At 73.8% G+C, this 19,563-nt stretch carries 20 protein-coding genes; 1 reads left to right on the forward strand and 19 read right to left on the reverse strand.

Going from position 1 to position 19,563, the window contains the following annotated elements:
* Window position 1: 1 nt before the first annotated feature.
* From AB0I41_RS09720 to kdgD, 6 genes are read right to left on the reverse strand one after another with little or no spacing between them, the layout of a single operon-like run.
* On the reverse strand, window positions 2–1,561 hold the full coding sequence (locus AB0I41_RS09720) for a tripartite tricarboxylate transporter permease (RefSeq protein ID WP_357104154.1): 1,560 nt from the start codon (window positions 1,559–1,561) through the stop codon (window positions 2–4).
* Between the two features lie 27 nt (window positions 1,562–1,588).
* Window positions 1,589–2,164 (reverse strand): tripartite tricarboxylate transporter TctB family protein, encoded by a 576-nt coding sequence (locus AB0I41_RS09725; protein WP_357104156.1) that lies wholly within the window; start codon window positions 2,162–2,164, stop codon window positions 1,589–1,591.
* 2 nt (window positions 2,165–2,166) lie between these two features.
* A complete protein-coding gene (locus AB0I41_RS09730; protein WP_357104158.1) occupies window positions 2,167–3,183 on the reverse strand; it encodes a tripartite tricarboxylate transporter substrate binding protein in 1,017 nt (338 codons plus the stop codon).
* Window positions 3,184–3,221: 38 nt separating this feature from the next.
* On the reverse strand, window positions 3,222–4,577 hold the full coding sequence (gene gudD / locus AB0I41_RS09735) for a glucarate dehydratase (protein WP_357104160.1): 1,356 nt from the start codon (window positions 4,575–4,577) through the stop codon (window positions 3,222–3,224).
* A gap of 44 nt (window positions 4,578–4,621) precedes the next feature.
* Window positions 4,622–6,241 (reverse strand): aldehyde dehydrogenase (NADP(+)), encoded by a 1,620-nt coding sequence (locus tag AB0I41_RS09740; RefSeq protein ID WP_357104163.1) that lies wholly within the window; start codon window positions 6,239–6,241, stop codon window positions 4,622–4,624.
* Window positions 6,242–6,244: 3 nt separating this feature from the next.
* Complete coding sequence (gene kdgD, locus AB0I41_RS09745; RefSeq protein WP_357104165.1) at window positions 6,245–7,159, reverse strand: 5-dehydro-4-deoxyglucarate dehydratase; 915 nt, start codon at window positions 7,157–7,159, stop codon at window positions 6,245–6,247.
* 116 nt (window positions 7,160–7,275) lie between these two features.
* Here kdgD and AB0I41_RS09750 point away from each other — a divergent pair, with 116 nt between their 5' ends.
* Entirely contained in the window at window positions 7,276–8,157 is an 882-nt protein-coding gene (locus AB0I41_RS09750; protein ID WP_357104167.1) for a LysR family transcriptional regulator, read from the forward strand.
* A gap of 103 nt (window positions 8,158–8,260) precedes the next feature.
* Here AB0I41_RS09750 and rdgB read toward each other — a convergent pair whose 3' ends face one another.
* From rdgB to AB0I41_RS09815, 13 genes are all read right to left on the reverse strand, one after another.
* Window positions 8,261–8,881 carry an RdgB/HAM1 family non-canonical purine NTP pyrophosphatase gene (gene rdgB / locus AB0I41_RS09755; protein ID WP_357104169.1) on the reverse strand — a complete coding sequence of 207 codons (621 nt, stop codon included), beginning with the start codon at window positions 8,879–8,881 and terminating at the stop codon, window positions 8,261–8,263.
* Between the two features lie 52 nt (window positions 8,882–8,933).
* On the reverse strand, window positions 8,934–9,662 hold the full coding sequence (gene rph / locus AB0I41_RS09760; RefSeq protein WP_357104171.1) for a ribonuclease PH: 729 nt from the start codon (window positions 9,660–9,662) through the stop codon (window positions 8,934–8,936).
* A 9-nt stretch (window positions 9,663–9,671) separates the two neighbouring features.
* On the reverse strand, window positions 9,672–10,856 hold the full coding sequence (locus AB0I41_RS09765; RefSeq protein WP_357104174.1) for a glycosyltransferase: 1,185 nt from the start codon (window positions 10,854–10,856) through the stop codon (window positions 9,672–9,674).
* 14 nt (window positions 10,857–10,870) lie between these two features.
* Entirely contained in the window at window positions 10,871–12,010 is a 1,140-nt protein-coding gene (locus AB0I41_RS09770; protein ID WP_357104177.1) for a glycosyltransferase family 1 protein, read from the reverse strand.
* A 204-nt stretch (window positions 12,011–12,214) separates the two neighbouring features.
* Window positions 12,215–13,057, reverse strand: coding sequence for a hypothetical protein (locus AB0I41_RS09775; RefSeq protein WP_357104180.1), 843 nt, complete (start codon window positions 13,055–13,057; stop codon window positions 12,215–12,217).
* 159 nt (window positions 13,058–13,216) lie between these two features.
* Window positions 13,217–13,966 (reverse strand): hypothetical protein, encoded by a 750-nt coding sequence (locus AB0I41_RS09780; protein ID WP_357104182.1) that lies wholly within the window; start codon window positions 13,964–13,966, stop codon window positions 13,217–13,219.
* Between the two features lie 75 nt (window positions 13,967–14,041).
* Window positions 14,042–14,788: an MBL fold metallo-hydrolase gene (locus AB0I41_RS09785; RefSeq protein WP_357104185.1), complete on the reverse strand. Its 747-nt coding sequence runs from the start codon at window positions 14,786–14,788 to the stop codon at window positions 14,042–14,044.
* A gap of 193 nt (window positions 14,789–14,981) precedes the next feature.
* The gene (locus AB0I41_RS09790) at window positions 14,982–15,947 is read right to left on the reverse strand and encodes a pyridoxal-phosphate dependent enzyme (protein WP_357104187.1); all 966 of its coding nucleotides are present in this window, start codon (window positions 15,945–15,947) and stop codon (window positions 14,982–14,984) included.
* 11 nt (window positions 15,948–15,958) lie between these two features.
* Window positions 15,959–16,306 carry a MoaD family protein gene (locus AB0I41_RS09795; RefSeq protein WP_357104190.1) on the reverse strand — a complete coding sequence of 116 codons (348 nt, stop codon included), beginning with the start codon at window positions 16,304–16,306 and terminating at the stop codon, window positions 15,959–15,961.
* A 61-nt stretch (window positions 16,307–16,367) separates the two neighbouring features.
* Window positions 16,368–16,856: a M67 family metallopeptidase gene (locus tag AB0I41_RS09800; protein ID WP_357104193.1), complete on the reverse strand. Its 489-nt coding sequence runs from the start codon at window positions 16,854–16,856 to the stop codon at window positions 16,368–16,370.
* Window positions 16,857–16,910: 54 nt separating this feature from the next.
* Window positions 16,911–17,405 (reverse strand): DUF2017 domain-containing protein, encoded by a 495-nt coding sequence (locus tag AB0I41_RS09805; RefSeq protein ID WP_357104299.1) that lies wholly within the window; start codon window positions 17,403–17,405, stop codon window positions 16,911–16,913.
* Window positions 17,406–17,407: 2 nt separating this feature from the next.
* Window positions 17,408–17,698, reverse strand: coding sequence for an ATP-dependent Clp protease adapter ClpS (clpS, locus tag AB0I41_RS09810; RefSeq protein ID WP_357104196.1), 291 nt, complete (start codon window positions 17,696–17,698; stop codon window positions 17,408–17,410).
* Between the two features lie 115 nt (window positions 17,699–17,813).
* Complete coding sequence (locus AB0I41_RS09815) at window positions 17,814–19,388, reverse strand: hypothetical protein (RefSeq protein ID WP_357104199.1); 1,575 nt, start codon at window positions 19,386–19,388, stop codon at window positions 17,814–17,816.
* Between the last annotated feature and the right edge of the window lie 175 nt (window positions 19,389–19,563).

The raw sequence follows: 19,563 nt of genomic DNA on the forward strand, positions 1-19,563 counted from the left end.
ATCACTCCTCGGATCGGGTGGACGCGACGGCGAGGCCGCCGTCGGGGGACGGAGTCGCCACGTCGTGCTCGACCTGCGCCGCCTGCCGGCCGCGGATCGCCCGCAGTGCCGGCACGACGACCACGGTGAGCACCAGCAGGGCGACGAGAGAGGCCGAGACGGGGCGCTGGACGAAGCCGGTGAAGTCGCCCTCGAAGAGGCGCATGGACCGTCGGAACGACGACTCGAGCAGTTCGCCGAGCACGAACGCCAGCACGAACGGGCCGGGCTCGAAGCCGAGCTTCTTCATCCCGTAGCCCAACAGGCCGAGCGCGACGACGAGGAACATGTCGAACACGTTGTTGCGGATGCTGTACACCCCGACCATGGTGATCAGGACGGTGAGCGGTGCCAGGATCGCGGCCCGGACCCGCAGCAGCCGGACGAACACGCCGATCAGTGGGATGCTCAGCAGCAGCAGGAAGATGTTCCCGACGTACATGGAGTTGACGACTCCCCAGAACACGTCGGGGTGGTCGACGATGAGCTGCGGTCCCGGCGGGATGCCCTGCAGCAGCAGCGCGCCGAAGAGCACGGCCATCGTCGCGTTCGCCGGGACGCCGAGGGTGAGCAGCGGGATGAACGACGAGGTCGCCGCCGCGTTGTTGGCGCTCTCCGGCCCGGCGACCCCTTCGATCGCCCCCTTGCCGAAGCGGGACGGGTCCTTCGCCGCCCGCTTCTCGACGGCGTAGGCGACGAGCGAGGACATGGTGGCGCCACCGCCGGGGAGCACCCCGAGGACGAAACCGACGACCGATCCCCGCAGGACGGCCAGCCGGGACTGCAGCCACTCCAGCCGGGTCGGGATGGCCCGCCCGAACGACAGCACGGCGGGTTGGGGCCGGAGCCGGTGTTCCAGGTTGTAGAGGATCTCCCCCACCCCGAACAGCCCCATGGCGACGATGACGAAGTCGATGCCGTCGGCGAGCTGGTCGCTGCCGAAGGTGAAGCGGGGCGTGCCCACCATCGGGTCCAGGCCCACCGTGGCGAGCAGGAGCCCGACGCCGGCCGCCGCCACGCTCTTGACCAGGGAGCCGCTGCTGAGGGTGGCGACCATGAAGATGCCGATGAGCGCCAGGAGCGTGTACTCGGCCGGCCCGAACTGCAGCGCGAAGTCGGCGACCAGGGGTGCGATGAGGGTCAGCAGGATGATCGACGCGGTACCGCCGATGAACGAGCCGATGGCGGCGATCCCCAGCGCCGAGCCGGCCCTGCCCTTCCGAGCCATCTGGTACCCGTCGAGCGCCGACACCACGGTCGAGGCCTCGCCGGGCAGCCGGAGCAGGACCGAGGTGATCGTCCCGCCGTACTGGGCGCCGTAGAAGATGCCGGCGAGGAGGATGACCGCCGCGGCGGGTTCGATGCCGTACGTGATCGGCAGCAGGATGGCGATGGTGGCCGCCGGGCCCAGCCCGGGCAGCACCCCCACCAGCATGCCCAGCGTCACGCCGAGCAGGCAGTACAGCAGGTTCTGCGGTTCGAACACCACCGCGAACCCGGACAGCACTGGGGTCAGGTCCATGGTGGATCTCCTCTCGGCCGGAGTGGGTCAGATGACGATCAGGTGGGGCAACGGCACCCCGAGCGCGGTGATGAACAGCGCGTACAGGGCGGCCGTCGTCAGCAGCGACACCAGGGCGGTGGTGCGCCAGCTCTCGCGTCCGAAGAACCTCAGCCAGAGCACCAGCACGAGCACGGTGGGGATCTCGAAGCCGACGAGTTCGAACAGGAACGCGTAGAGGGCGAGGCTGGCCGCGCCGACGAGGACGACACCGGTTCCCCGGGTGAAGGCCTCGGTGTCCGTCGTCCGCCGGGCGCGGGCGACGATCGCGGCTCCGCTGACCACGAGGAGCACCGCGACGATCGTCGGCCACAGGCCCGGCCCGGGGTCGGTCAGCGTGCCGAGCCCCAGGCCACGGGCGAGCCAGAAGGCGACCAGCCCGGTCAGGACCGGTACGACCCCCGCCACGGTGGCGAGGACCGGGCCACCCGGGGGAAGCTCCTCCCCGGGCGGCTCCGTCGCGGGCCGCTCGACCTCCGGCGGTACGCCATCGGCCTCCGGCGGTACGCCGTTGGCCTGCGCCGGTACGCCGTTGGCCGCCACGTGCGCTCCGGTCCCACTCACCGCTATTTCCCGGATCCGAAGGTGAGCCCGAACTTGCTGGTGAGGTCCGCGTATTCCTTCGCCGCGTCGGTCAGGTGCTGGCGCGCCTCCTGGTCGGAGACCTCCCAGCGCTCCATGTAGTTGTCCGTGAGGAACGTGTCGTACGCCGCGTCCTTACGGGCCTCCGCGAAGGCGTCGGTCAGCTTCGTGGCGACCGCGTCCGGCAGGCCGGGCGGGGCGACGATGAACCGGCGCTGGTCGACCACGACGTCGAAGCCCTTCTCCTGGGCGGTCGGGACGTCGGGCAGGAAGGCGCTCCGCTTCTCGGAGAAGATGGCCAGCGGGCGGAGCTTGCCGGCCTTGATCTGCGGCATGGTCTCGGCGAGGGAGCCGGACAGCGCCTCCACCTGCTTGCCGAGCAGCGCGGTGGTGGCCGGCGCGCCGCCGTCGAACGGCACGTCGGTGGCCTTGACGTTGGCGGCCTTGAACAGCAGCGCCTGGGACAGTTGGGCGCCGGTGCCCACCCCGGTGGTGGCGTACCTGACGGACGGCGCCTTGAGCAGGTCATCCAGCGTCTTGTACGGCGAGGCCGCGTTCACGACGAGGACGTAGTCCTCCTGCGTCAGGGTCGTGATGATCTTCATCTTGTCGGGCTGGATGGCGGTCGGGTCCTTCACCGCCAGCGGGGTGATCGCGAACAGCGACTTCACCAGCAGCGCGATGTTATAGCCGTCCGGCGTGGAGGCCAGCACCTCCTTGCCGCCGACCGCGCCGTTGGCGCCGGGCTTGTTGGTGACGACGACCGACTGCCCGAGGGGCTTCTCGGCGGCCTTCGCGACGGCCCGGCTGATCAGGTCGCCGCTGCCACCGGGCGAGAAGGGCACGGTGAACTGCACCGCGCGGCTCGGGTAGTCACTGCCGGCGGCGTCCTTGCCGCCCTGCACTCCGTTGCAGGCGGCGACCGGAAGGACGGCCAGCGCGGCGAGGCCGGCCAGGATCCGGCGGCGGGAGGTGGTGCGGGACGGGGCGGGGGATTTCATGACAGCTCCTCGGTGAGCTTCTCAGGGGGTGGTGGGGGTCAGCCCCGGGCGAGGCACGGACGCTTGGGGTGGAAGGTCCAGCCGGGGATGAGGTACTGCATGGCCGCCGCGTCGTCTCGGGCGCCGAGGCCGTGCTTGAGGTACAGCTCGTGTGCCGCCTCGACCCGGTCGAGGTCGAGTTCGACGCCGAGGCCCGGCGCGGTGGGGACCTCGATGGCGCCGTCGGCGATGGTCAGCGGGTTCTTCGTGAGTCGCTGGCCGTCCTGCCAGATCCAGTGCGTGTCGATGGCGGTGATGTCCCCGGGCGCCGCGGCGGCGACGTGGGTGAACATGGCCAACGACACGTCGAAGTGGTTGTTGGAGTGGGAACCCCAGGTCAGTCCCCACGCCTCGCAGAGCTGGGCGACCCGCACCGACCCGTTCATGGTCCAGAAGTGGGGGTCGGCCAGGGGAATGTCGACCGCGTTGGCGCGTACCGCGTGGCCCAGTTCGCGCCAGTCGGTGGCGATCATGTTGGTGGCGGTGCGCAGGCCGGTGGCGCGCCGGAACTCCGCCATCACCTCGCGGGCCGAGAAGACGCCCTCGGCGCCGCACGGGTCCTCGGCGTAGGCGAGCACGTCGCGGAGGCCCCGGCACAGCTGGACGGCCTCGTCCAGCAGCCAGCCGCCGTTCGGGTCGAGGGTGATCCGGGCGTCCGGGAACCGGGCGGCCAGCGCCGTGACCGCCTCGACCTCCACCGGGCCGGGCAGGACGCCGCCCTTGAGCTTGAAGTCTCGGAAGCCGTAGCGGGCCCGGGCCGCCTCCGCCAGGGCGACGACGGCCTCCGGGGTCAGCGCCTCCTCGTGCCGCAGCCGCAGCCAGTCGTCGGCAGCCTCCGGCTCGTCCCGGTACGCCAGGTCGGTGCGGTTGCGGTCACCGATGAAGAACAGGTAGCCCAGGGTCGGCACGCTGGTGCGCTGCCGGCCGTCGCCGAGCAGGGCGGCCACCGGGACCTCCAGGTACTGCCCGAGCAGGTCCAGCAGCGCCGCCTCCAGCGCGGTGACCACGTGGACGGTGGTACGCAGATCGAACGTCTGCGCGCCGCGCCCGGTGGCGTCGCGGTCGGCGAAGCGGTGCCGGACGGCGTCCAGGACGGCGTGGTGGTGTGCGATCGGGCGGCCGACCACGAGGTCGCGGGCGTCCCGCAGGGTCTGCGTGATGGCCGGGCCGCCGGGCACCTCGCCGACGCCGAGACGGCCCGTCGTGTCGGTAAGGATCACAATGTTGCGGGTGAAGAACGGCCCGTGTGCGCCGCTGAGGTTCAGCAGCATGGAGTCGTGACCGGCGACCGGCACGACCCGCATCTCGGTCACGACCGGTGAGCCGCTGCCCGATGGCAGGGTGCTGGTTGTCATGGCTCGCACCTCCTGGTGGTCGCTCGTCCGGCGGGGGCCACGGGTCACCGCCGTCCCGGTCGTCCGTCGACGCGCCGCCACAGGTCCAGCGGGTTGTCGTCGGCGAGGTCGGCCGGCAGCAGCTCGGCGGGGACGTTCTGGTAGCTGACCGGCCGGAGGAACCGGTCGATCGCCAGGGTGCCGACCGAGGTGGTGCGGGAGTCGGAGGTGGCCGGGAAGGGGCCGCCGTGCACCACGGCGTGGCCCACCTCGACCCCGGTCGGCCAGCCGTTGAACAGCACCCGACCGGCCTTGAGCTCGAGCAGGGGCAGCAGCCGCCGCGCCTCGTCGTGGTCGCCGGGGGCGGCGTGGACGGAGGCGGTCAGCTGACCGTCGAGCCGCTCGACGACCTCCCGCAGCTGCTCGCTGCCGGTGAGCCGGACCACCACCGTCACCGCACCGAAGATCTCCTCGTGCAGTGCCGGGTCGGCCAGGAAGGTGGCGGCGTCGGTGACGAAGATCCCGGCACGGCCGGCCGAGGCGATCGCGGCGTCCCCGGCGCCCCGGGCCACGGCGGTGACGCCCTCGGTCGCGGCGAGCCGGTCCACGCCCGCGGTGAAGGCGGCGCAGATGCCCGCGGTGAGCATGGGCGCCGCCGGGGAGGTGCGGACGGCGTCGGCGGCCGCCGTGAGGAACTCGTCGAGGCCGTCACCGTCGGGCAGGAGGACCAGCCCCGGACTGGTGCACAGCTGGCCGACGCCGGTGGTGACCGAAGCGATCAGCGCGGTACCCAGTTCGGCGCCCTTCTCGGCCAGGGCGCCGGGCAGCACGATCACCGGGTTGACGCTGGACATCTCGGCGTAGACGGGGATCGGCTCGGGACGCGCGGCGGCCGCCGCGACGAGCGCCGACCCGGCGGCGCGGGATCCGGTGAAACCCACCGCCTTGATCCGGGGATGGCGGACCAGCGCGGCGCCGAGTCCGGGACCGTCGCCGAACAGCAGCGAGAAGGTGCCCTCGGGCAGGCCGTGCTGGCGCACCGCGGCCTGGATCGCCCGTCCGACCAGCTCGGAGGTGCCGGGGTGGGCGTCGTGCGCCTTGACCACGACCGGGGCACCGGCGGCCAACGCCGAGGCGGTGTCGCCGCCGGCCACCGAGAACGCCAGCGGGAAGTTGCTCGCCCCGAAGACCGCCACCGGGCCCAGCGGGATGCGGCGCTGGCGGATGTCCGGCCGCGGCAGCGGGGTGCGGTCGGGCTGGGCCGGGTCGATCCGTACGCCGAGCCAGCTGCCGTCGCGGACGACCGAGGCGAACAGGCGCAGCTGGTTGCAGGTGCGGGCGCGTTCGCCCAGCACACGCGCCGCCGGGATGCCGGTTTCCGCCTGCACCCGGTCGATCAGGGCGTCGCCGAGGGATTCGATGTTGGCGGCGATGGTCTCCAGGAAGGCGGCCCGGGTCTCCAGGTCGGTGTGGCGGTAGCCGTCGAACGCGGCCCAGGCGAGTTCCGCGGCGCGGTCCACCTCGGCGGCGCCGCCGAGCCCGTACGACGGTTCGAGCTGGCTCCCGGTGCGCGGGTCCACCGCGCGTACCTCGCCCGCGCCGCCGTGCACGGCGCTGCCGCCGATCAGCATGGCACCGGTCAGGGCGGTGTCGACCGGGGTGGGGACGGCATCGGTGGTGGTCACGGGTCAGCTCACCTTCTCGATGAGGGTGGTGAGCGTGCTCAGCTCGTCAGCGGTGAGGTCGGTGAGCGGCGGCCGGACCGGGCCCGCCGGGCGGCCGACGGCCCGCATGCCGGCCTTGACGATCGACACCGCGTAGCCGGACCTACGGTTCCTGATCTCCAGGTAAGGCAGCACGAACTCGTTGAGCCGGGTGTAGACGCCGGAGCGGTCCTGTGCCCGCACGGCGGTGTAGAAGTCCAGGGCGAACTCCGGAGCGAAGTTGAAGATCGCCGAGGAGTAGGTGGTGACCCCGAGTTCGAGGTAGGGCAGGGCGAACGTCTCCGCGGTGGGCAGGCCGCCGATGTAGAGCAGCCGGTCGCCCACCGTCGCGTACAGGCGGGTCATCAGCTCGATGTCGCCGACCCCGTCCTTGAATCCGATCAGGTTCGGGCAGTCGCGGACGAGCGTCGCCACGGTCGGCACCTCGAACGCGCCGTTGGCGCGGTGGTAGACGATCACGCCCAGCGAGGTGGCCGCGCAGACCGCCCGGACGTGGGCGGCGAGGCCGTCCTGGCTCGCCTCGGTCAGGTACGGCGGGAACAGCAGGATCCCGTCGGCGCCCGCCCGCTCGGCGTCGCGGGCCATCTCGACGGCCTGGGCCGTGCCGTAACCCGCCGGGCCGAGGATCGGCATCGCTCCGCTGCTGCCCTCGACCGCCGCGCGGACCACCCGGCCGACCTCTTCGGGGGTCAGGGAGAAGAACTCGCCGGTGCCGCCGGCGGCGAACAGGCCCGCCGTCGGGTACGAGGAGAGCCAGGCCAGGTTGGCGCGGTACGCCGCCTCGTCGAACCGCAGCTCGTCGGTGAAGTGGGTGACCGGGAAGGACAGCAACCCGCTCCCCAGCGCGCGCTGAAGCTCTTCGGGGGTGTAACGCGTCATTACGCTCAACTCCTGTTTCGAGTAGGTGAGCGCGAGGTTAACCACCTCCGCTTATACCGGTCCAACACGAGTTGGGCATAGCCTGATACCTTTCCGGCATCACCCCTGGAGCTGCCGTGTTCACGCTTGATCAACTGCGGGGTTTCGTTGCCGTCGCCGAGGAGGGCCACGTCGGCCGGGCGGCACTGCGGCTGCGGATGACGCAGCCCCCGCTCAGCCGCCAGATACAGCGCCTGGAGCGCGGCATCGGCCTGGTGCTGTTCGAGCGCACCTCCACCGGCGTCGCGCTCACCCCCGCCGGACGGGTGTTCCTCGACGAGGCCCGGCGGCTGCTGACGCTCGCCGCGGCCGCCCCACTGAACGCGCGACGGGTGGCCGACGGGACGGCCGGATCCATCCGGATCGGCTTCACCGCGGTGTCCGCCCTGACGGTGCTGGGGCGCTGGATCGCCGCGGCGGCCGAGCACCTGCCCGGGGTCGACCTGGTGCTCACCGAGATGGTCACCCGGGCGCAACTCGACGCGATCCTGGCCGACGAGATCGAGGTGGGGCTGGTCCGCGAGGTGCCCCGGTCCGACCTGCTGGCATCCCGCCTGCTGCACACCGAGTCGCTGGTGCTGGCGGCGCCCCGCAACCACCCCCTCACCCGCCTCGGCCGGCCGCCGGAACTGGCCGACATCGCCGAGCACGACGTGGTGACCTACTCACCGTCGGAGGCGTGGTACTTCTACGAACTGGTGGTCGCGGCCTTCCACCAGGCGGGGGTCGCCCCTCGGTACGTCCAGCACATCAGCCAGGTGCACACCCTGCTGTCCGTGGTCAACGCCGATCTCGGCGTGGCCCTGGTACCCCGGTCGGCGTCGGCGCTGCGCCTGGAGAACCTCGCGTTCCTCGACGTCGGGGACATCGAGGAGGGCACGGTGAAACTGCACTGCGTGTGGCGGGCCGACCACCAGAACCCGGCGCTGGCCGCCCTGCTGGCGAAGGTGACGACCTAGCACACCACCGGGCGCCCGCCGCCACGGCGGGCCCGGGGTGGCACGCCGACGCCACGGCGGGCCCGGGGTGGGGTGGCACGCCGACGCCGCGGCGGGCCGGCGGTCAGCCGACGGGCGGCGGCAGCACCTTGGCGACCAGCTTGGCCAGCTCGCGCAGGGCCTTGCCGCGGTGGCTGACCGCGTCCTTCTCCTCCGGCGTCAGCTCGGCGTTGGTCCGGTCCTGGCCGTCGCCGAGGAAGATCGGGTCGTACCCGAAACCGCCGTCGCCGCGCGGGGCGCGCAGCAACCGGCCGGCCTGGCGGCCGTCGACCAGGTGCTCCTTGCCGCCCGGCAGCACCAGGGCGACGGCGCAGACGAAGGAGGCGGCGAGGTGCTCGTCGGGCACGTCGGCGACCTGGTCCAGCACCAACTGGAGGTTGGCCCGGTCGTCGCCGTGCCGGCCGGCCCAGCGGGCGCTGAACACCCCCGGCATGCCGTTGAGGGCGTCGACCGCCAGGCCGGAGTCGTCGGCGACGGTGGGCAGGCCCGTCCGCCGGCAGCCCTCCCGGGCCTTGATCAGCGCGTTCTCGCCGAAGGTCAGGCCGGTCTCCGGCAGCTCCGGGTACTCCTCGACGTCGTCCAAGCCGATCAGGGCGATCCGGTGCGCGCCGAGCGCGCCGTCGAGGATCCGCTGGAGCTCGATCAGCTTCTTGCGGTTGCGGGTGGCGAGCAGGACCTTGTTCATGCTGAGTCACCTTCGTTCGCGACTGCGGGGCTCGCGAGCTCACTCCTCGCGCTCACGATGCCAGTGCCTTCCGCTGCGCCTCGACCAGTTCCACGCAGCCCAACAGTCCCAGGTCGAGCAGCGCGTCGAGCTGCTCCCGGGAGAAGACGCCGTCCTCGCCGGTCCCCTGCACCTCGACGAACTCGCCCTCGCCGGTGCAGACCACGTTCATGTCCACCTCGGCGGCCACATCCTCGAGGTAGTTGAGGTCGAGCCGGGGCTCGCCGGCGATGATGCCGACGCTGACCGCCGCCACCGACCGGTGCATCACCTTCTCCGGCCTGCCGGCCAGCGCCTTGCGCCCGGCCAGCCAGGTCACCGCGTCGTGCAGCGCCACGTACGCGCCGGTGATCGCCGCCGTCCGGGTGCCGCCGTCGGCCTGGAGCACGTCGCAGTCGAGCACGATCGAGTTCTCGCCCAGCGCCTTGAGGTCGATCGACGCCCGCAGGCTCCGGCCGATCAGCCGGGAGATCTCGTGGGTACGACCACCGACGCGCCCCTTGACGCTCTCCCGGTCCGAGCGGGTGTTGGTGGCCCGGGGCAGCATCGCGTACTCGGCGGTCACCCAGCCCAGCCCGGAACCCTTGCGCCAGCGGGGCACCCCCTCGGTGACGCTGGCGGTGCAGAGCACCCGCGTGCCGCCGAACTCGACGAGCACGGAGCCCTCCGGATGGGTGCTCCAGCCGCGGGTCAGGGTCACCGGTCGGAGTTGGTCGGGCAGCCGCCCGTCAGGTCGCGCCATGCCTGCACCCTATGCGGTCGGATGATCCAACCGCCCCGGGGTGCCCTCAGCGGTGGTGCCCGACGCCGCGGCCGGGGACGGCACGGGCACGTCCGCGCCGTGCGCCCGCAGGAAACCGGCGACCGCGGCGGGCCAGCCGAACTCCTCAGCCCGGGCGCGGGCGGCGGCCCGCCGGGCGGCCGCCGGCCGGTCGAGCAGCCGGAGCACCGCGTCGGCCAGCGCGGCGGGCGTGCCGTACGCGGCGACGCCGGCCCCGCCGACCACCTCGGGCAGCGCGCTGGCGGCGTTCACCACCACCGGTGTGCCGGAGGCCAGCGCCTCCAGACCGGCCAGGCCGAACGTCTCCACCGGGCCCGGCGCCAGCACCACGTCGGCGGTGGCGAGCAGCGCGGCGACGGCCGACCGGTCGGGCAGGAACCCGGTGAAGTGCACCGGCAGCCGGGCCGCCCGCCGGGCCAGCGTGCCGCGCAGCGGTCCGTCGCCGGCCATCACCAGCACCGCGGGCACACCGGCCCGGCGCAGCGCGGCGAGCGCGTCGATCGCCAGCCCCGGCCGCTTCTCGGTGGAGAGCCGGGCGCAGTGCACCAGCAGCACCTCGGTGTCGTCGGCGTACCGCTCGCGCAGGGCCCGGTCGGCCCGCTCCGGGCGGAACGTGGTGAGGTCCACACCGAGCGGCACCAGGTCGACGGTGGGCGCGTCGATCCGCGCGAACTCCTCCGCCGCCCACCGGGTGGTGCACACGACCCGGTCGTACGCCGCGACGGTCCGTCGGTTGAGCCGGTCCGCGACGCGCCGGGCGGCCGACCCGGTCATCCCCCACTGGCCGAGCAGGCCGGTCAGGCACTCGTGGGACACCAGCACCGACGGCACCCCGTGGGCCCGCGCCCAGGTGCCGGTCCAGCGCAGGGTGCTCCGGTCGGACACCTCCAGGCGGTCCGGCGCCAGCCGGGTGAGCAGCCGCCGCACCGCCGCCCGGTCGGTCAGCACCCGGTAACCGCCGCTGCCGGGCAGCGCCGGCCCGGGCAGGGTGATCATCGGTCCCCAGGGGTGCCGGGTCACGCCCGCCCGGTCGCCGGGAATCACCAGCACCGGCTCGTGCCCGGCGTCCCGGTAGCCCTCGCCGAGGTGGCGCAGCGCGGTACGCAGCCCGCCGGACCGACCGGAGACGAAATTCGCCAGCCGTACGATCCGCAACCCCCGCCCGGCCATCACGCGGCGGGCCGCCCGGCGGCGGGTACGCCGGCCAGGACGGCCCGGTAGTGCCCGATCAGCTCGTCGCCCACGAGTCCCCAGCTGTGCCGGCTGACCGCGGCCCGCCCCGCGGCCCCGTACGCCGTCCGCCGGCTCGCGTCGGCGACCAGCCCGGCCACCGCGTCGGCCAGGGCGGCCGGGTCGGCGGGCGGCACCAGCAGCCCGGTGACCCCGGGCTCGACCAGGTCGACGGGGCCCCCGCTGGCCGGCGCGACCACCGGCACGCCGCTGGCCGACGCCTCCTGCACGGTCTGCCCGAACGTCTCGTGCGGTCCGGTGTGGACGAACACGTCCAGGCTGGCGTAGAGGCGGGCCAGGTCGTCGCCGTGCTGTACGCCGAGGAAGCGCACCCGGGGCAGCGCGCGTTCCAGTTGCTGCCGGGCCGGGCCGTCACCGGCCACCACGACCCGCACTCCGGGCAGCCGCGAGGTCGTTTCCAGCAGGTCCACCCGCTTCTCCGGCGCGAGGCGCCCCACGTAGCCGACCAGGACCTCGCCGTCGGGCGCCAGCGCCCGGCGCAGGGCGGCACAGCGTTTGTCGGGGGTGAACCGAACGGCGTCGACCCCCCGGCGCCAGAGCCAGATCCGCCGTACGCCGTGGGCGATCAGGTCGGCGGCGGCACGGGTGGACGGGGCCAGGGTGCGGTGCGCCGAGTTGTGGATCTCCCGCAGTCGACGCCAGGCGGCCGCCTCACCCCAGCCCACCCGGTACGCGCGGGCGTACGACGCCACGTCGGTCTGGTACACCGCGACGGTGGGCAGCCCGTGCCGCTGGGCCAGCGTCGCGGCGCGCGCGCCGAGCACGAACGGGCTGGCCAGGTGCACCACGTCGGGCGTGTGGGCGAGCAGCGCCTCGCTCAGCCGGGCGCCCGGCACACCGAGCCGGAAGCCCTGGTAGCGCGGCAGCGGCACGCTCGGGATCCGCACCACCTGGTACGCGTGCCGGTCGCCGGGGCCGCGCCGGGCACCGGGTGGGGCGGGGGCGATGACCAGCGGCTGATGGCCCCGGGCCACGAGGTGTTCCGCCGCCCGGACGACCGAGTGCGCGACACCGTTGACGTCCGGCGGGAACGACTCGGTCACGATGGCGATCCGCATGGCCCCACCGTGCAGGGGTCAACGGTGCGTCAACCGACGGGCCGCTGACGCGGCGGCGAACAGTTCCGCACGAATCCGCGTCGGTGGATCACTCTCGGGTGGACGTGCCTGGTCAGACGCCGTGGCCGGCGCCGGCCCGGGCGCAGGGTCGGCTGGAGCGGGCGCGTCCCGTCCCGACCGGCCACCGCCCGGCCCCGTCCCTGCTCAGTCGCACTCCTCGACGCGGACGTTGAGGACGAGCGGCCGGTCCCAGCCGCGCGGCACCCGGTCCAGCCCGGTCGTGGTGGCGGACGCCCGGCAACCGTTCACCCGCCACGTCCAGGTGCACGTGGGACCGCCGTACTGGAAGCCGTGCTCCACGCAGCGCGTCACGTCCTCGATCTTCGCGTCCCGCGCGCCGGCCGCGGTGAGCCAGTCGTGCACCCGTTCACCGAGGTCCACCGGGCACCGGCCCGCTGGGCAGGTGAACCGGTACACCTGCTGGGACGCGTCGTCGCCCTCGACGAGCCCGTCGGAGGTGAAGCCGGCGGGCCGCCCCCGGTCCGTGAGGATCGTCTTGCGCTTGGCCATGTCCTGCCCGGGCACGAACCAGCCCAGGTATCCGGCGATGCCGCCGCCGACGCAGAGCCCGAGCGCGAGCAGCCCGGCGAGCACGACGAAGAACACCCGGAGCCCGGTGGACCGGCGCGGCGGCGCCGGGGTGGGCCCGGCCGGCGGGAGGGTGGCCGACGCCGGGTACCCGACCGGCTGGCCGGCCGCCGGGTACGGCCCGGCGGCGAACGGCGCGGGCCCGGGAACCGGACCGGCCGCCGACGACGGCGGGTACGGCGCGGCGACCGGCTGCGGCGCCGGCGGGTGCGGGTACGCGCCCGCCGGGGGTGCCGGCGGATATGGTCCGGCTGCCGCCGGCGGCTGGTGCTGCGCCGGGGCCGGGTGGCCCGGCCAGGGCCCGGCGGGGCCGGACGGGAACGGTGGGCCGGGCGGACCCGCCGGCGGGGTTGGCGGCTGGGGCTGCCAGCCGGCCGCATCGGACGGGGAGTCGCTCACGGGCGAGATCCTAAAGGGACGACGCCGTCTTCGAGGCCCCCGGTCCACCGAGGGCGGGCAGCCGCCGTGCCGACGCCCGGTCCGACCCGACCCTGGTGGGCCACCACGACGGAGTCGACCACGGCAGGTTGCCGCCCACCCGGCCGACGCCCAGAGTGGTCAGGCCCGTCCGCCGATGGTCAACTCCAGCGTCAGGCCGTGGGCACCGGCGGCGTCCCGCGTCCAGCCGGCCGTGGAGGCCGTCACCATCCAGCCGTCGCGGGCGCCGTCCCACCGGCATCCCGGCCCGTCGGGGCGGCCGCGGTCGCGCAGGCACTTCCGGACCACGTCGATCGTGATGTTCTGCACCCCGGCGGTGAGCATCCACCGGTACATGTGCATCGTCCCGTCGCTCTGGCAGTTCTCCCGCTGGTCGCAACTGACCTGGTACGACGCCGTCAGGGTGTCGATGCTGCCGCCCTGCTCGTGGACGGCGGACAACTGGAATCCCTCCGGCACGCCGAGGCTCTCCTGGAGTTCCCGGCGCTGCCGCATGTCGTACCAGTCCTCCCCCCACTCGTCGTAGGCGAACCAGCCCGCTCCGCCGCAGCAGCAGAGGGCGAGCAGGAGCACGAGGGGCAGCACGATCCACCACACCCTGGACCTGCGCCGCGGCGCGTTCGGCGGCGGCACGGGCCCGGGCGGGACCGCGCCGGGCGCCGCCGCCGGCCAGCCGGCCGGCGGCGGCACGGGTCCCTGCGGTGGGGCACCGGCCGGGTGGCCCGCCGGCATCCCCGGCGGACGGGGACCGGTTGGCGGGTGGGCGGCGGGCTGGCCGGGGGTGGTCGGTGGCCATGCCGGGCCGGCGGCAGGCGGCTGGCCGGGACCGGGCGCGCCGGGCCCGGGCACGCCGAGGGAGGGGTCCGTCACGGCGGTGATCATAGATGCGCCGACGCCGTGGCCGCCGCCCCGCGCAGAGGCCCGGCGGGATGCCGTCCCGCCCGCTCAGACGTCGTACGCGGCGCCGGCCCGGACCACTTCCAGCGGCCCCGCGTACGTGCTGGCGGCGGCCTCGACCGTGCGCGACTCGCTGCCCCAGGCGACCACGAGGTGGGTGAGCAGCAGCCGGCCGACCCCCGCCTTGGTCGCCGCCTCGCCGGCCTCCCGGCCGGTGAGGTGCAGGTCCGGCGGGTTCTCCATGCCGTCGAGGTAGCTCGCCTCGCAGAGGAAGACGTCGGCGTCCTGGGCCAGCCGCAACAGCGCCTCGCAGGGCGCGGTGTCCGAGGAGTAGCAGAGCACCCGCCCGCCGTGCTCCAGGCGCACCCCGTACGTCTCGACCGGGTGGTTCATCCGGTCGACGGTGACAATGAACGGGCCGATCGGGAAGGTGCCGGGTTGCAGGCCGTAGAACTGGTACACGTCCTCGACCGTGCTGTCCTCCTGGTCGTAGACCGCGGCCAGCCGGTCCGGCGCGCCGGACGGGGCGTACACCGGCAGGGACGGGTACGGCCCGTCGGGGGCGTACCGGCGGACCACCACGTACGAGGCGGCGTCGAGGATGTGGTCGCAGTGCAGGTGGGTCAGGAGGATGGCGTCCGGGGCGTGCAGCCCCGCGTAGCGCTGGAGGGTGGACAGCGACCCGGTGCCGAAGTCGACCAGGAGGCGGAAGCCGTCCGCCTCGATGAGATAGGCGGAGCAGGGGGACTCGGGGCCGGGAAAGCTACCCGCGCAGCCGAGAACGGTGAGTCTCATCCGGTCGCCCTGCCATAACTGAACGTAGTCGACACGCCGGTGTCAGCCTCGCCGATGATCTCTACCGACGCGTACGCCACGCTGCGCAGCCTACGCGCAGCGACGGCGGGGCAAGAATCATCTAATGGAAGTTGTCATCAACGTGACACCCGCGGGGCCGGCCGGCGCGGACCGGCCGGCCCGGGGCCGGGCGTCACGCCCAGAGCTGGCCTTCGAGGGCGTCCTCGGCGTCGGCGAGCGTGCCGCCGTGGGCGCCGGTGGAGAGATACTTCCAGCCGCCGTCACAGACCACGAAGGCGACGTCGGCGCGGCGGCCGTCCCGCACCGCCTCGTGCGCGACCGCGAGGGCGGCGTGCAGGATCGCCCCGGTGGAGAAGCCGGCGAAGATGCCCTCGACCTCCACCAACTGCCGGGTGCGCAGCACCGCGTCCCGGGTGCCCACGGAGAAGCGCCGGGACAGCACGGTGGCGTCGTAGAGCTCCGGGACGTACCCCTCGTCGATGTTGCGCAGGCCGTAGACCAGCTCGCCGTAGCGCGGCTCGGCCGCGACCACCTGGATGCCGTCGACCTTCTCCCGCAGGTAGCGGCCGGTGCCCATCAGGGTGCCGGTGGTGCCCAGGCCCGCCACGAAGTGGGTGATCGTGGGCAGGTCGTGCAGCAGCTCCGGCCCGGTCGTCTCGTAGTGCGCCCGGGCGTTGGCCTCGTTGCCGTACTGGTAGAGCATCACCCAGTCGGGGTGCTCCGCCGAGATCTGCTTGGCGGTGGCGACTGCCTGGTTCGAGCCGCCGGCGGCCGGCGAGAAGATGATCTCCGCGCCGTACATCCGGAGCAGCTGGACCCGCTCGGTGGAGACGTTCTCGGGCATCACGCAGACCAGCCGGTAGCCGCGGAGCTTGGCCACCATGGCCAGCGAGATGCCGGTGTTGCCGCTGGTCGGTTCGAGGATGGTGTCGCCCGGCCGGAGCCGGCCGGCCTCCTCGGCCGCGCGGACCATGAACAGGGCCGCCCGGTCCTTGATGCTGCCGGTCGGGTTCCGGTCCTCCAGCTTCGCCCAGAGCCGCACCGGCGGTGCCCCCTTGGGCACCGCCGGCGAGAGCCGGGGCAGCCCCACCAGGGGGGTGCCGCCGCAGGCGTCGAGCAGGCTGTCGTACCGCGCCATGACGACCGCCGTCAGCGGGCGACGACGGCCGCGCGGCGGCTGGCGCCGTGCGACGCGATGGCCGCAGCCGCCGCGAAGCCGAACGCGCCACCGGCGACGGCCGGCAGGATGGTCACGCTGTCGCCGTCGTTGAGCTTGGCGTCCAGCGCGCCGAGGAAGCGGACGTCCTCGTCGTTGACGTAGACGTTGACGAAGCGGTGCAGCGCGTTGGCGTCGGTGACCAGCCGGGCCTTCAGGCCGGCGTGCCGGGAGTCCAGGTCGGTGAGCAGGTCGCCCAGGGTGTCCCCGGCGCCCTCGACGACCTTCGCGCCGCCGGTGTAGCTGCGCAGGATGGTGGGGATGCGAATTTCGATGGCCATGATGTCGTGCTCCTTGATCGGGTGTGCCTCGGTGACGGACGGAAGTGGACGGCGCTGAAGGTCAGCGGCCGGAACACTCGTAGTCGACCGTCGCCGGGCTCTGCCCGAACATGTAGGACTGGACCGCGTGCGGGTCCACCGCGGCGTCCACGATCCGCACCGGCTCCTCGGCCACCACACCGTCGACGATCCGGAAGGAGCGGATCTCCTCGGTGTCGGACTCGCGGGTGGAGACCAGCAGGTAGTGGGCCCCCGGCTCGCCGGCGAAGGCGATGTCCGTGCGGGACGGGTACGCCTCCGTCGCGGTGTGCGAGTGGTAGATGACGACCGGCTCCTCGTCGCGGTCGTCCATCTCCCGCCACACCCGCAACTGCTCCATCGAGTCGAACTCGTAGAACGTCATCGAACGCGCGGCGTTGTCCATCGGGATGTGCCGGGTGGGGGTGTCGCTGCCGGCAGGGCCGGCGACCACGCCGCACGCCTCGTCCGGGTGGTCCCGGCGCGCGTGGGCGACGATCGCCTCGACGATCGACCGGTCGATGCTCAGCACGTGGCCCAGCCTAGCGCCCACCCACCGCCGACTGCGAGGCGGTGACCGTCACACTCAGTCGATCAGGGCGTTGAGCAGGGACTCCTGCAGATATCCCAGATAGGCGTAGACCGACAGTTGGAACACCCGGGAGGAGGTCGGGTCCTCGGCGACCGCGTCGTCGAGCTCCTCGCCCAGGTCGGTGCCGTCCTTGATCTCCAGCCGGACACCCATGGCGAGGCGGGCGTCGTTGAGCGCCCGCAGCCACGCCTCGGCGGCCTCGGCGTCCAGTCGCACCTCGCCGCCGGCGGAGTCCGGCAGCGCGGCCAGGATCGCGCCGGCCTGGTCGATCTTGGCGGTCTTGAGGTCGCCCTCGGTGTACCGGCGGAACTCCGCGGTGTTGGCCGGGTCGTCCGGGTACGCGTCGGGGAAGAGCCGCCCGACCACCGGGTCGGTGTGGTCGAACCCGTCGGTGAGCAGCCCGACCACCTCGGAGGCGACCTTGCGCAGGACGCGCACCTCATCGACGGCGAAGGTGGCGACGTAGCGGCCGCCCTGGCGGCGGAACATGCTCACGAGCGGTCCACCGTCGCCCACAGCCCGTACGCGTGCAGCTGCGACGCGTCGTGCTCCATCCGCTCCCGGGCGCCGCTGGAGACCACGGCCCGACCCTTGTGGTGCACGTCCAGCATCAGCTTCTCGGCCTTCTCCCGGCTGTATCCGAAGAGCTTCTGGAGGACCCAGGTCACGTACGTCATGAGGTTGACCGGGTCGTCCCAGACGATCGTCACCCAAGGCCGGTCCGAGACCGGCACCTCGTCGGTGTCCGGCGTCTCGACCGGTGCAACCTGTGGAGCGGCCATGCCCCCCATCGTGCCACCGGATTCGGCGAACCGATGAACCGGAACGCCGGGGCGGCCGGGATCACCCTCGCGGGCGGCGAGGACCGGGCGGGGCGACGACGCGACGCCGCCGCGCTCAGGCGAGCAGGATGCCGTGGTCGACGGCATCGGAGAGCACCGCGCCGAGGGAGAGACGGACCGCCTCGAAGCGCCGGGACACCTCGCGGGACAACTCCAGCTCGACCTCACGCAGGGCACGCTGGGCCCAGGACCGGGCGGCATCCGGGTCGTTGTTGCCCGGGGTGCGCCAGTGCTGCCAGCACCCACCGGAGAGCGCCACCGCGACCGGCGGCAGCACCTCGGCGCGGTCCGCCCCGGGATGGCCGGCCAGAGCGTCGATCGCACCCGCGCCAGCCAGCTCGCCGACGCCGGCGGTGCTGGTGACCAGGAACACCCGGTCCAGGTCCCGGCCCTGCGGCTGGTCGGCCAGGCCCCACCGGACGGCCGCGGCGATCCGCTGCCGGACCCCCTCGGCCAGCGGCGCGCCGAGGACGCTCGCGGCGGCGCCGTCGATGACCGCGCGGACGGCCTGGTCGCACTGGGCGGTGGCGAGCAGGGAAAGCGCCTCCATCTCCCGGTCGAGCAGTTGCGGCAGGCCCGCGCAGCCCACCCCGAAGACGATCTCCTGGACCGCCCGCAGGTGGACGTTGGCCAGCTCCAGCGCGAGGTGCTGGCGGATGCTGCGGGCGCAGGTGCGGGTCTGCCGCTCCAGCCGCTCCGACCAGTCCCCCGCGTCCGCGTCGGGCACGACGGCCACCCGGGCGTGGGCGCCGGGCAGCACGGGTGGTTGCCGGCTGCCCCGGCGCAGCACCTCGTCGGCGGCCCAGCCGACCAGGGCCCGGCGCAGGCCGGGATGCTCCGCGCGGTGGACCGGAAGCCAGCGGGCGCCGGCGAGGGTCGGCACGGCGGCGAGCAGGGCCGCCCGGTGCGCCTCGACGCTGAGCTCCGCCGGGTCCAGCAGGGCCCCGACCTCGGACGACGCGTCGCGGGGCGACGGGACGGGCGCCTCCGTGTCGTCCGTCCCGGACGCCCCCTCGGCCGGCGCCCAGCCACCTGCGCCTGGGGTGACCACGAAGAAGACCTCGACCCGGGCCCGCGCCACCTCGGCCAGCAGGTGCAGCTCGACGGCGGTGAAGGCCTGGTCGGCGCCGATGACGTAGAGCAGCGCACCACCGCGGCCCACCGCGTCGAGGAGCACCCGGCCGCCGGCCACCCCGAGGGTGTCGGCGTCCGGCGTGTCGAGCACCATGAAGTGGCGCAGCAGCGGCTCGGGCAGGCTCAGCTCGACCCGGCGCGGCGGGCGGGCCAGCGCCGGACCGGCGGCCTCCTGGTCGGCGCCGTAGGAGAGGGGCTGCCGGTAGCCCGGCACGTACATCGCACGGGTGGCGACCCGGGCGTGCCGGACCAGCAGGCAGCTGCCCGCCGGCACGTCGAGCATGCCGGGGGCGACGCCCAGCAGGGCGGCGAGCACCTCGCGGCGGGCCGCGGCGGCGGGGCCGGCGGCGACCACGGTGAGCGGCTCGTCGGGGCCGGGCTCGGTGACCCCGAGGCGGGTGGGCAGCGGACCGCAGCGGGCCAGCTCGGCCGCGCCGCCAGGGCTGTCGGACACGTCGTCAGGCACGTCGACCCCGGGGAGTGGACCGGGTCTCATCGGTGGCCTCCCGTGGCGGGCGTACGGCGGTGAGCCGCCCGCATGGACGTCCGGGGCGGTGGCACCCGGCTTCCGGAAGGGTATGGGCCGACACCGACCCTCATGAAACACCGCGGATACTTACCGGTGACGACGAGATTACTCAACTTCGTAGCGTGACGGTGCACACGCGGAC

Origin of the sequence: Micromonospora sp. NPDC050200, assembly GCF_040656135.1 — a bacterium.
Classification (GTDB): domain Bacteria; phylum Actinomycetota; class Actinomycetes; order Mycobacteriales; family Micromonosporaceae; genus Micromonospora.